Annotated in this window: 14 protein-coding genes; 3 read left to right on the top strand and 11 right to left on the bottom strand. The window is 63.6% G+C overall.

Translation table 11 applies throughout. From position 1 onward, the window contains the following. The 11 genes from Q0Y42_RS02350 to Q0Y42_RS02400 form a co-directional block, all read right to left on the bottom strand. The coding region (locus Q0Y42_RS02350) for an MFS transporter (RefSeq protein ID WP_297799749.1) at positions 1 to 974 on the bottom strand (974 nt) is incomplete at its 3' end. 35 nt (positions 975 to 1,009) lie between these two features. Then, positions 1,010 to 2,560, bottom strand: coding sequence for a response regulator (locus Q0Y42_RS02355; RefSeq protein WP_297799751.1), 1,551 nt, complete (start codon positions 2,558 to 2,560; stop codon positions 1,010 to 1,012). Between the two features lie 67 nt (positions 2,561 to 2,627). Further along, positions 2,628 to 4,178 carry a YifB family Mg chelatase-like AAA ATPase gene (locus Q0Y42_RS02360; protein ID WP_297799753.1) on the bottom strand — a complete coding sequence of 517 codons (1,551 nt, stop codon included), beginning with the start codon at positions 4,176 to 4,178 and terminating at the stop codon, positions 2,628 to 2,630. Between the two features lie 78 nt (positions 4,179 to 4,256). Further along, positions 4,257 to 4,889 carry a hypothetical protein gene (locus tag Q0Y42_RS02365; RefSeq protein WP_297799756.1) on the bottom strand — a complete coding sequence of 211 codons (633 nt, stop codon included), beginning with the start codon at positions 4,887 to 4,889 and terminating at the stop codon, positions 4,257 to 4,259. Positions 4,890 to 4,969: 80 nt separating this feature from the next. Beyond that, positions 4,970 to 5,920, bottom strand: coding sequence for a glutathione synthase (gshB, locus tag Q0Y42_RS02370; protein WP_297799758.1), 951 nt, complete (start codon positions 5,918 to 5,920; stop codon positions 4,970 to 4,972). 76 nt (positions 5,921 to 5,996) lie between these two features. Then, a complete protein-coding gene (locus Q0Y42_RS02375; RefSeq protein WP_297799759.1) occupies positions 5,997 to 6,812 on the bottom strand; it encodes a transglutaminase family protein in 816 nt (271 codons plus the stop codon). Next, positions 6,809 to 7,207, bottom strand: a complete 399-nt coding sequence (locus Q0Y42_RS02380) for a YraN family protein (protein ID WP_297799762.1) — start codon at positions 7,205 to 7,207, stop codon at positions 6,809 to 6,811. The genes Q0Y42_RS02375 and Q0Y42_RS02380 overlap by 4 nt, the downstream gene beginning before the upstream one ends. A 25-nt stretch (positions 7,208 to 7,232) precedes the next feature. Next, complete coding sequence (rsmI, locus tag Q0Y42_RS02385) at positions 7,233 to 8,105, bottom strand: 16S rRNA (cytidine(1402)-2'-O)-methyltransferase (protein ID WP_297799764.1); 873 nt, start codon at positions 8,103 to 8,105, stop codon at positions 7,233 to 7,235. A gap of 102 nt (positions 8,106 to 8,207) precedes the next feature. Next, a complete protein-coding gene (locus tag Q0Y42_RS02390; RefSeq protein WP_297799766.1) occupies positions 8,208 to 8,384 on the bottom strand; it encodes a DUF1328 domain-containing protein in 177 nt (58 codons plus the stop codon). A 202-nt stretch (positions 8,385 to 8,586) separates the two neighbouring features. Next, positions 8,587 to 9,021, bottom strand: coding sequence for a hypothetical protein (locus Q0Y42_RS02395; protein ID WP_297799768.1), 435 nt, complete (start codon positions 9,019 to 9,021; stop codon positions 8,587 to 8,589). Then, entirely contained in the window at positions 9,021 to 9,386 is a 366-nt protein-coding gene (locus Q0Y42_RS02400; protein ID WP_297799770.1) for a DUF883 C-terminal domain-containing protein, read from the bottom strand. Before Q0Y42_RS02400 ends, Q0Y42_RS02395 begins: the two co-directional genes overlap by 1 nt. 180 nt (positions 9,387 to 9,566) lie before the next feature. On the opposite strand from Q0Y42_RS02400, the gene Q0Y42_RS02405 reads away from it, so the two are divergent. From Q0Y42_RS02405 to Q0Y42_RS02415, 3 genes are all read left to right on the top strand, one after another. Then, positions 9,567 to 10,223, top strand: a complete 657-nt coding sequence (locus Q0Y42_RS02405; RefSeq protein WP_297799772.1) for a fumarylacetoacetate hydrolase family protein — start codon at positions 9,567 to 9,569, stop codon at positions 10,221 to 10,223. Further along, positions 10,220 to 10,852, top strand: coding sequence for a maleylacetoacetate isomerase (gene maiA, locus Q0Y42_RS02410; protein ID WP_297799774.1), 633 nt, complete (start codon positions 10,220 to 10,222; stop codon positions 10,850 to 10,852). The genes Q0Y42_RS02405 and maiA overlap by 4 nt, the downstream gene beginning before the upstream one ends. A 91-nt stretch (positions 10,853 to 10,943) precedes the next feature. Further along, positions 10,944 to 11,837, top strand: coding sequence for an aldo/keto reductase (locus Q0Y42_RS02415; protein ID WP_297799776.1), 894 nt, complete (start codon positions 10,944 to 10,946; stop codon positions 11,835 to 11,837). The last annotated feature ends 37 nt before the right edge of the window (positions 11,838 to 11,874 follow it).

Raw genomic sequence — 11,874 nt, forward strand, 5'->3', positions numbered from 1 at the left:
GCCCCTGGACGGGTGCGGTAGCCGGGGATGGGCGAGCAGGAGGCGAACAACAGGCCAAAACCGACGATGATCCACACGAACTGGATCAGGACGCCGATGCCGCCACCGACTTCCAAGCCTGCGCCAAGGGCCTGCATCCCCCCTTCGGGCAGCAGCCAGCCCAGAGCCCATTCAAACGCCGAGAGTTTGTCGGTCAGGCCCGTGCCGATCAGGATGGCCGACAGGAAGATCAGCAGGACCCGCACCACCCACTCGGCCTTTTCGGCCAGCGGATGCGAGGGGATATCGGCCACCGGAATGGGGCGGATGACGTGAGCCTTTTCGCGCGGGGCCAGCAGGACACCCGTGACGCCGATGGCCATCAGGGCGGCCATGACGGCATAGGACAGGTTCCAGTTATAGAACTCGGCCAGGGCCAGCGGCACGAAGCCGGCCACGATCTGGGCTACGCGGTAGCCGAGTTGGTAGGCGGCGGCCATGGCGCCTTGGCGGCTGTCATCGACGGCCTCGATCCGCCATGCGTCGATGGCGATATCCTGGGTGGCCCCGAAGAAGCCGACCATGACGGCAAAGGCCGCGACAAGGCCGAGGTTCTCATTGGGGTTCTGGCCCGAAATCATCCAGAGGCCAAAGATGATGACGCCCTGTGTCGCCAGCATCCACGAGCGGCGGTGGCCCAGCCATTTGGACAAAAACGGAATATTGGTCCGGTCCAGAAGCGGGGCCCAGACGAATTTCAGCGCATAGGTCAGGGTGGCCAGCGCAAAGAAGCCGATCATTTCCAGCGAGACACCCGAATGGCGAAGCCACGCCGAAAGGGTGTCGTAGATCAGCAGGAACGGCAGGCCCGCCGAAAAGCCCAGCAACAGCATCGCAAAGGGGCGACGCTCCAGATAGACGGCCAAGCCCGCGAAACGCTTTGCCTTCTGGGGCGCGGCTTCGCTTGCGGCGGGCGTCTGATCGGTCTGGGCCATGCTCTACTCCGGCGATGGGCCGGACAGGACCGACCTCAGTTTGTTGCCGCCAACTTGGCGCGGTTGGTCCCGTTCGTCCAGCGGGCGAGCGCCATCCGCAGAGCATCATTTTCCAATGGCTTGGTCAGATGGTCGTCCATACCGGCCTCAAGACAGGCGGCGCGGTCCTCGGCATAGGCATTGGCCGTCAGGGCGACGACGGGCGTGGTGTCGCCGCGCGCCCGCAGCTCGCGCACCGCGCTGACCCCGTCCAGACGGGGCATGCGCATGTCCATGAAGATGATGTCAAACAGGTTCCGGCGGGCCGCTTCGAGGGCCTCGTGGCCATCCGATGCGGTCTGCACAAGACAGCCTTCGCGACGCAACAGGGTCTTGGCCAGCAGTTGCCCGACAGGGTTGTCTTCCACCAGCAGGACCCGCACGCCCTTGAAATTACCGACGGCGAGGCGGTCATCTTCCAGATGGCGGATGCTGATCGGGGTGGCATCGGCGAGGTGGCTGGCCATGCGGATTCGCTCGGCCAGGGATTCTCGGCGCAAGGGCTTGATCAGGTAGCCGTGATAGCCCGCCCGCTTATAGTCATTGATCAGTTCGCGCTCTGACGGCTTGAGCAGGATGATGGCACGGCGGCCCTCTGGAGACGGTACCCGTTCGCCTGCCTCGGCCAAGGCGTGATCGATCAGGGCGACTTCCCCGCCATTGGCGACCTTGCCGCCGCTGGCCACGATCTGGCGGGTGATGGATTCCAGCAGCATAGGGTCGGGCGTGGCGACCTCTACCGAACAGCCGTCCAGCGTGCGCAGGCGAGGGGCTGTTTCGGCGCGTTTGAAGGTGGCTTCGAAACGGAAGCGCGCGCCTTGGCCAGCGGGGCGATCCTCGACCGTGATGGTGCCGTTCATGGCCTGGGCCAGTTTGCGCACGACGGCCAGTCCAAGGCCTGCCCCGTCGTGACGGGCGGCGTCGGATTGGTCGACGTGGCCGAATTCCTCGAAAATACGGGTGCGGGCATCGGCAGGAACGCCGGGGCCGGTATCGTCGATGATGAAGGCGATGCAGGAGGCCTTGTCACTGCCACCACAGCGCTCGACCATGATGTGGACGCCGCCGTGGTCGGTGAATTTCACGGCATTGCCCGCCAGATTGAACAGGATCTGACGCAGCCGCCCTTCGTCGGCGATGATGTCGGGAGCATCTTCTGTGACCGACCACATGATCTCCAGACCCCGCTCATGGGCGCGGGGGCTCAGGAGCTCGGCGACACTGCGGGTCAACCCCTCCAGATCGACAGGGGCTTCATCGAACTCCAGCGCACCGGCTTCGAGGCGGGCGTAGTCCAGTAGATCGTTGACCAAACCCAGCAGATGCTCGGCCGACTTCTGTGCGGCCTCGGCATAGGCACGCTGCGCCCCGTCCAGACGGGTGCGCGACAGTAGGCTGAGCATGCCGATCACGCCGTTTAGCGGGGTGCGCATTTCATGGCTCATCAGGCGCAGGAACTGTTGTTCCGGTGCCGACTGAGACAGGTCCGCCAGAGCGCCTTTCTGGCGTTTGGAACGGGTCGCTTTCGACGGGTCTTTGCTGGTCATGAAGCGAGCTTGGCCGCTGAATGTAAAAATCTGGCGAATGGCGATATCTGAATTCCTGTGCCCTCGGTCACGCCGTCATCGCGGAAAAGGTCTGTTCGGCCCGATGGGTCGTGCGCCGGTACATCAGCGCCTCGGCGATATGGCGTCGCAGGATTTTCGGACTGTGTTCCAGATCGGCGATGGTGCGGGCCAACCGGAGGGTGCGGGTCCAACCGCGCGCGCTCATGGCTGTGGCCTCGGCGGCCTTGGTCAAAAGGGCCTTGCCGTCCGCATCGGGGGCCGCAAAGCTTTCGAGCGCCTCACCGGACAAGCGGGCGTTCAGCGCGTCCTGCGCGGCAAGCCCCAAGGCCGCACCACGCTCGGTCTGTAGGGCACGGGCGCGGTGGACGCGGGCCGCGACCTCGGCAGTGCCTTCGGCGGGCGGAGGCAGGGCCATGTCGGCTGCCGTGACGGGCGGGGTGTCGATGGTCAGGTCGATCCGGTCAAACAGGGGGCCGGACACGCGGTTCTGGTAATCGCGCTGGCAACGCGGAGCCTTTCCGCACGCCCCCTTGCCCGCACCGCCCATACCGCAGCGGCACGGGTTCATGGCCGCGACCAGCTGGAAACGCGCCGGATAGCGGATGTGGGCATTGGCGCGGGCCACCATGATCTCGCCCGTCTCCAGCGGTTGGCGCAGGGAGTCCAAAGCCTGCGGCGAATATTCGGGCAGTTCGTCAAGGAACAGCACGCCATTGTGGGCTAGCGAGGCCTCGCCCGGCTTGGCGCGGTGCCCGCCGCCCGTGAGAGCCGCCATGGAGGCAGAATGGTGTGGGGCGCGGAAGGGCCGCTCGCGCGTCAATGCCCCGCGCTCGATCAGGCCCGCGACGGACCAGACCATGGAGGTCTCCAGCAGTTCCTGCGGGGTCAGTGGTGGCAAAAGGCCCGGCAACCGCTGGGCCAGCATGGACTTGCCTGATCCGGGCTGGCCGATGAACAAGAGGTTGTGCCCGCCAGCCGCGGCGATCTCCAGCGCCCGCTTGGCGCCTTCCTGCCCTTTGACATCGCGAAGGTCAGGTGATCCCTTACCCTCGCTCATGTCGCCGGGCTTGGGGGCGGTCAGGATTTGCTGACCCTTGAAGTGGTTGATCAGCGAGATCAGTGAGCGCGGGGCCAGAAGGCGGACATCTCCCGCCCATGCTGCTTCGGGTCCATTGGTTTCGGGACAGATCAAGCCCAGTCCCATCGACGCGGCCGAGACCGCCGCCGGAAGAGCTCCGCCGACACCGGCAATCTGTCCATCCAGTCCCAGTTCTCCAATGGCGGCCCAGCCATCCAGGGCATCGGGCCCGATCACGCCCATCGACGCTAAAAGCGCCAGCGCAATGGGTAGATCAAAATGGCTGCCTTCCTTGGGAAGATCCGCAGGTGCCAGATTGGCGATGATCTTTTTAGGAGGCAGAGACAGGCCGATACCGGCAAAGGCACCGCGCACACGTTCGCGGCTCTCTGCGACAGCCTTGTCTGGTAGGCCGACAATGGAAAACGCCCCTTGCGGTGTGGCGACCAGCTGGACCTCGACATCGACACGGCGTGCATCGACGCCATCAAAAGCCAGTGTGACTACACGCGCGACCATGACCGTTCCCCACCCCGTAGAATAAGGAACAAATCACGAACCAACCAACTTCGCAATAACGTTGGTACTTGTGAGGTGTTAGTCAGCTTCAGGCGTGATGCTGTGAATGACTTCGCCTTCCGCATTGAGGAACTGGATCGAGCCAAAGCCCTCTTCGGTCACCGTCATACGAATGCGTGGCTTGTCATTCTTGTCGGACAAAGAGACGGCAGGGGTGCCGTCAGCAGCGACCGTAAGCTGCAACCGCGTTGCGGTAGAGACGCCCGGTACCAGTGCATTGTCGAGGGCGGGTTCACGCAGCAGGGGTGGAGCCTGATTAATGGAAAAGGCGACCGAGCCGTCCGGAGACACGCGCCAGCCAATGGCATCCATTGCGGGGTGATCAAGGGCGAGGACGGCCATGCCGCCTTCAACGTCGGCGGTGCCAAATCCGCCGCGTTCGCTGCCTTTGTCATCATAGAGGATAAGGCCCGCCACGTTGAAGGCGCGCTTGTATTGAATGCCATCAATGATCGGAGCCGGCGTTTCCCCTGAAAGCGTCATACGGATGGTGCCGTCGGCATCGACAATGTCGATGCGGCGGGCGCTGATCCGCTCATGGTCAGGGTCTTCGATGCGGGTTTGGGGGGCGCGGTCCTGAATGATGCGGTTCAGAACTTCCAGAGACGGGCGCTTGGGTTCGGCATCCTGCGCAAATGCAGGCGCAGTCAAGATTGTAGCGAGCGCCGAAAGCGCCGCCATTCTAAAGGTCGTCATCATGGATTGGTCCCCCCTTGAAGACCGCGGCAGGATTACTGTTGCGCTTGCCGCTTCTGTTCGATGACTTCCCACATCTTTGCCGTAGCGTCGATACCGGAGAAGTTGAGCAGTTGCTGGGCACCGGTCGGCGAGGTGACGTTGATTTCGGTGAGATAGTCGCCGATCACGTCGATGCCGACGAAGATGAGGCCGCGCTCTTTCAGGAAGCCGCCGATGGTGGCGCAGATTTCCTTGTCGCGCTCGGTCAGTTCGACCGGAGCGGCGGTGCCGCCGACGCGCAGGTTGGAGCGGACTTGATCCTTGGCGGGGATGCGGTTGATGGCGCCGACAGGCTCGCCGTCCACAAGGATGATGCGCTTGTCGCCCGCCGACACGGCCGGAATGAATTTCTGGATCACCAGCGGATCGCGCGAGGCGGCGGCATGGATCTCGATCAGGGCTTCCAGATTGGGATCGTCGGCCTTCAGGCGCACCACGCCCGAACCGGCGGCACCATGCAGGGGCTTGAGCACCACATCGCCGTGGCGCTTGTGGAAGTCGATCAGGGCGACCGGATCGGAGGTCACCAGCGTCGGCGGCTGAAGCTGCGGGAACAGGGTGGCGATCAGCTTTTCGGGGGCCGAGCGGACCTCTGCCGGATCATTGACCACCAGCGTCTTGGGATGGATGCGCTCCAGCAGATAGGTGGCGGTGACATAGGCCATGTCGAACGGCGGGTCCTGACGCATCAGGACGACGTCGATGTCGTTTTCCATGTCCAGCTTCACCTCGGGGCCGAACTCGACGTGCTGGCCCTGAACCTTTTTCACGCTGACCGGACGGGCGCGGCAGTAGAGGCGGCCTTCGTCCAGGGCGAGGGTGCGGAAGTCATAGACCCACAGCTTGTGCCCGCGCGCCTGTGCGGAAAGAGCCATCAGGAAGGTCGTGTCGGACTCGACGTTGACGTTCTCGATCGGGTCCATCTGGATGGCGACCTTGAGCATGGCATTTCCTTTAAGCTGACGCGTGCGGTTCTTGTTTGGCGACGCACAGGGGCGTTCGCAAGGACCGGCGGGCGTTTTAGTTCAGTTGAAGCCGCAGTTTCTGCAGGCTGTACTCTGATGAAGCGGCGACCGCGTCCCCAAGGGCGCGGGCATGGTCGATGGCGTCCATGGCCCCTTGAAGCGCGCCTTGACGCTCGCGGGCGGCGGCGACATCCAGCCAGGGGCGGTGGTCGCCGGGGTCCAGCATGGCGCGGCGCAGGGCCGAACGCTCGGCCAGATCAAAGGCGCCGTTCTGCATGGCTCCGGCAAAGATGATGTTCTGCAGACGCAGCACGGCCTGACGGTCGCTGATCGGGGCCATCAGCAGATCCAGACGGTCGGCGACGTGCAGGGTCAGACCGGCGTGGAGCGCACGGCGCGTCAGCTCGCTCGGCAGGATCAGGCGCCCCTGACTAAAGGGATCAAGCGCCACAGGACCGTCCGGCGTCTCTACGCGCAAAAGGACGTGGCCGGGGAAGTCGACGGCAGCGGCTTCCAGTCCCGCACGGCGGGCTGCCTCGATATAGAAGATCACCAACAGGGCCGAGTTTCCGCGACGGGTGCGGGTCACCTCGATGATATCGGCCCCGTTTGTGGCATCGGGATCGAGCAGGTCGCCGTTCAGGCGGAAATCGCCCGCAAGGGTTTCGGCCAGTGCATCATCGGGCGACTCCTTCTCGACACGCTCGCGCAGACGGCGCGCGGCATCGTCCGCCAGACGGCGCACATTCGAGGCATCGCGGAACGGGATGTCGTGCAGGGCGCAGGCGATGGTCGCCTCCAGCGTCGGGAAGGCACTGTCATCAGCCAGTCCGGCTTCTTCAAGTGTGGCTAAGGCTTCTTCCCGGGTCACGAGTGGTCGCGTCCATAAATGACAAGGCCCTTAATATGCTTCGGCAAGCGTCCCGGCGAAAGGGTCAGAAGGTCGAGCCGAGGCTCCAGCTTTCGGAAAGATGGGCGGGTGCGACACAGTCGGGTGACGGCATCGGACAGTCGGATCTGTTGGTCCGGCAAGAGGGAATAGTCCGCGATTTCAGTCGATTGCCGCGACTTCACCTCGACAGCCACCAGATGTTTTCCCTGTCGGGCGAGGATATCGATCTCCGCACGTGGCGTTTTCAAGCGAAAGCCCAAGATCTGATAGCCCTTGGCCATCAGATACAGCGCTGCCCACCACTCATTGCGGTGGCCACGCTGCCACGAACGCTGACCGCGCCGACGTCGGTCGATGGTGGGAAAGCTGTCCATAATGCCCGTACAGCTTGCCTTTGCTCTATTGGCCCTTGAGTTCCAGAGCTCTCTTATACAGCGGTTTGCGAGGCAGGTTTAGAGAATGTGACACTTCGGACGCCGCTTCGCCCAGTGGCAGGCGCTGCATCGCCTCGCGCAGGGCCGCGTCGATATCGTCCTGACTGGAGGCTTCGGCCTTTCCGGGGCCAACCACGATGACGATTTCGCCCTTGGGCGCATCGCAGCGTGGATCAACGGCCAGTTCGGCCAGTGTGCCGCGCACACATTCCTCATAGAGCTTGGTCAGCTCGCGGGCGACGGCAGCGTCGCGTTGGCCCAGAACCTCGGCCATGTCGGTCAGGCAGTCCTTCAGACGCGGACCGCTCTCGAAGAAGATCAGGGTCTGGTTCTCGGTGCGCAGCCCTTCCAGCGCGGTTTTGCGCGCCGCCGACTTGGGCGGCAGGAAGCCTGCAAAGGTGAACCGGTCCGACGGCAGCCCTGCAATGCAAAGGGCCGCTAGCGCGCTCGAGGCACCGGGGACGGGGTGGACCGGAAGGCCCTCGGCAATGGCCGCGCGCGCGACGACAAAGCCGGGGTCCGACACCATGGGGCTGCCCGCATCGGACACGAGGGCGACGACGGCACCGTCTTTCAGATGTTCGATAGCCACCTGTGCGGCGCGGGCCGAGGCGTGATCGTCGCAGCGTTCCAGCTTGGCCTTCAGCCCATAGGCGGTCATCAGCTTGGCCGTAACCCGTGTATCCTCGGCCAGCACCAGATCGGCCGCCGCCAGCACATCGAGCGCCCGCAGGGTGATGTCGCGCAGGTTCCCGATCGGCGTCGCCACCAGATAGAGCCCGCCGGAGACGGGGCGGGATGGCGGAGCGGTCGGGGGGAAAAGCACGGGATCGGACATGGCGCGGACCCTGCCAGCCCAAAGGCCCTCGCTCAATGCCCTACAAAAGAAAACAGGCCGCCCGAAGGGGCGACCTGTCGACTTTCATCCGATTAAGCTCGGTCAGACCCGAGGACCGCGCCCACGCAGTCCGCCGAAGATCAGCGACACGACAAACAGGATGATGGCGATGATGGCGATAAATTTGGCGATTTCCATCGACGTGCCAGCAACACCGCCAAAGCCGAGGAAACCGGCAATCAGGGCGATGACGAAGAAGATAATGGCCCAACGTAGCATTATGCGCCTCCTGAGGTGGGGGAATGGCAGACGTGACATCTGCCGTTAAAGATGATCGGCAAATCAACGTTCTGCTAAGCATGTCCGTTCCATTGGGTGGGCGCTTTGTCGATTTTTGCACCTTAAATAGCAAAACAGCACAGCCGCCGGGCGACTGTGCTGTTTCATAAAGACTATCGGCAAAGACTTTGGCGAATAAGCCTTAGCGGCGACGGCGGCTCTTGTGGCTGCGTCCGCGGCTGCGGGAGCTCTTGCTGTCGTGGTCGTTGAAGGCCGACAGGGCCAGTGCGGCCAGACCGGGCTTCTTGAACAGGATAGCGCCGGCAGCAAGTGCGGCCACTACGCCGACAACCGGACGCTGCTGCACCATGTGCAGGAGGCGCCCCGGAATGCCTTCGGGCTCTTCGTCGTCATCGTGATCGTCCTCGCGCTCGCCCGCCGCCTTATTGGCAAAGACGAGGTAGGCGACGACCGCGATGAGGGCGAACACGCCTGCGGTAATGGCCGATGCGCCCAAGGGCGTGACGACCAGACACAGCGCATAGAAGAGGGTCGCACCCAGAGCCACCACCGCCACGAGGGCTGCGCCAGCGGCTACCGATCCTGCAACGAGGCGATTGACGAGCTTTTTAATCATCAGTTGCGGCGACCTGCCAGAAGAAGGCCGATCACGACACCGACGCCCAGAGCAATGGCGGTGGATTGAAGCGGACGCTCTTGAACACGTTCGGAGACATAGCGCTGGGCATCGTCGATGCGGTCTTGCGCTTCACCATAATACTCGCGGCCGCGCTCGCGGGCGGTGCCGTAATATTCGCGGGCCTTGGCACCCAGCTCTTCAGCCTTGGCGCTGGCATAGGCCTTGGCTTCCTCGGCCTTGGCTTTCAGCTTGGCGGCTTCCTCGCGCGCACCCGATTTCACGTCGTCCTTGAGGGTCACTGCATCTTCCTTCAGCGTTTTAAGGTCGTCTTTGATGGTCTCACGAGCCTTGGATGTCGCCATAGTACATCGTCTCCGCAATAGCTTAGCTATACATTTAAGGTGCTGTGAAGGGAACGCCATTGGCAAGGCCGCAGTTCCGCCACCTGGCTTTAACCGACAGAGCAGAAAGAAAACTCGCCATTCGGGATCATGCAGGTATCCGGCTGGCGCGGGCTTGCGGCCTCACATATTGTCAGGCGCATGACTGATTGGCTGATCCCACCCGCTTCGACCCCGTCCCTGCCCGTTCAGGGCGATGAGCGCCGCTTTGCGGTGCGCCGCATTCTCTGCGTTGGCCAGAATTACGCGGCCCATGCGCGCGAAATGGGGGCCAAGTCGGACAAGCCCGATCCCTTCTTCTTCTCCAAGCCTGCCGATGCGGTGGTGGTCGATGGTGCCGATCCGGCCTATCCGTACAAGACCGAGAACCTGATCTATGAGGTCGAGCTGGTCGTCGCGCTGGGCGAAGGGGCCAAGCCGGTCGGCTATGCGGTGGGCGTCGACCTGACCCGCCGCGACATTCAGGCCGCCGCCAAGGCCGCGGGCCGTCCGTGGGATGCGGCCAAGGGTTTTGACCAATCGGCCCCGTGCGGCGCACTCAGCCTCACCGCGCCCAAGCCCGACGCCGCCATTACCCTGAAGGTGAACGGCGAGGTCCGCCAGAACGGCACCTTGGCCGACATGCTGTGGGATGTGGACGGCATCATCGGCAAGGCTTCAGAGCTGTGGTCGCTGCAACCGGGCGACATGATCTTTACCGGCACCCCCGAAGGCGTCGGCCCGCTCAAGGTTGGCGACAAGGTCGAGGCCGCGATCGAGGGTCTGCCGCCGCTCAGCTTCACCATGGTTGCGGCATGAAACTGATCGGTTACTGGCGCTCTGGCACCAGCTATCGCACCCGTATTGCCTTGAATCTCAAGGGGCTGACCTATGAGCAGGACACATTGGACCTGCGTACAGGCCAGCAGAAGGGGGCGGACTATCTGGCGCTGAACCCGCAAGGGCTGGTTCCGGCGCTGGTGACCGATGACGGCGATGTGCTGACGCAATCGCCGGCCATTATTGAGTGGCTAGAAGAAACGTATCCTGAGCCGTTTCTTCTGCCTTCCGATGCCCTTGGTCGTGCGCGGGTGCGGGCCATGGCGGCGGTGATCGGCTGTGACATCCACCCGCTGAACAATCTCCGCGTCCTCAAGGCCATCAAGGGTCTGGGCGCGGACGGGGCGGTGACGAATGAATGGGCCGCTCAATGGATCGCACAGGGCTTTGCCGCGCTGGAGGCCATGGTCGCGCAGTGGGGCGGCGACTGGAGCTATGGCGACACGCCGGGATTGGTCGACTGCTATCTGATCCCGCAAATCTATTCGGCCGTGCGGTTTAACTACGACATGTCGGCCCACCCGAGGCTGGCGGCGATTGGCGAGCGGGCGCAAACCCATCCCGCCTTTGTGGCGGCCCACCCTGACAATCAGCCGGACGCGGACTGAAGCCACTGAAAAGATGTGGTGAACGGCGGTTCACCCTCTTTGTCGACCGGCGGTCAATCTCGCGTAAACCTTCATGCCGTAAACCGGCGTTGTGAAATTCGCTGACCCACATAATCCGGTCGAACGCCTCGCGCTGGCTCTGTCTACAGAGGCGGATCGACATCGCTCGCTGTCTCTGCGCCAACGCGAAGAGGCGACCCGACTGATCCTGCAAACGGCGGCGGACGCCGGTGTGGGCATGGTGGTGACAAAGCCGGATGGTGATGGCGAGCGTCTGCTGGGACAGTCGTGGCCCTTCCCGTCGCCCTTTGGTGTGTCGGTGCGCACGGTCGCCCTGTCGGAAGGTCTGGACCGTGCCGAGGCCCGCGCCCGCCGTTCGCTCGAACACATGGGGCTGCCACGCGGCGAGGCCGTGATGGTGCAAAGCGCCGCCGACCTCGCGGGTGCAGAGGGCCGGATGCTGTGGGCCCGCCTTCAGGGGCTGAAGGATCGCGGCCTGTTCCGTAAGATCGGCTTTATTGCCGGTATCGAGGATAGCCCCGCCGCACTGGCGCGCCGCTTCCAGCCCGACATCGTTCAACTGCCCTGCAATCTTTTGGACCAGCGCGCGGTGCGCAACGGCACGATTGAATCCCTCGCCGAAATGGGCACCGAGGTTCACCTGTCGTCGGTGTTCGCCAAGGGCCTTCTGTTCACCACCTCGGACCGCCTTCCGGAAAGCTATGGGGCCTTTGGTCCTGCCCTGTCGCGGGTGCGCCGCCGCATGGCCGAGGCCCGCGTCGATCCGATGCAGGCGGCCTTGAATTTCGCGGTCAATCTTCAGGGCGTCAGCCGTGCGATTGTGACGGTGAACTCACCGGCCCAGCTGCGTGCCATTCTGGCGGCGACCTATGCGCCCTGCGGCGATATGGACTGGTCCAGCATGGCTCTGGAAGACAGTTCGGCAGCCATGACCACCCGTCTGGGCGTGGGCCGCGCCGCATAAGTCGGCATTAGCCCATCGTTTTGGGGATCAAGTTCAC

This window comes from uncultured Brevundimonas sp. (assembly GCF_947305955.1).
In the GTDB taxonomy this organism is placed as follows: domain Bacteria; phylum Pseudomonadota; class Alphaproteobacteria; order Caulobacterales; family Caulobacteraceae; genus Brevundimonas.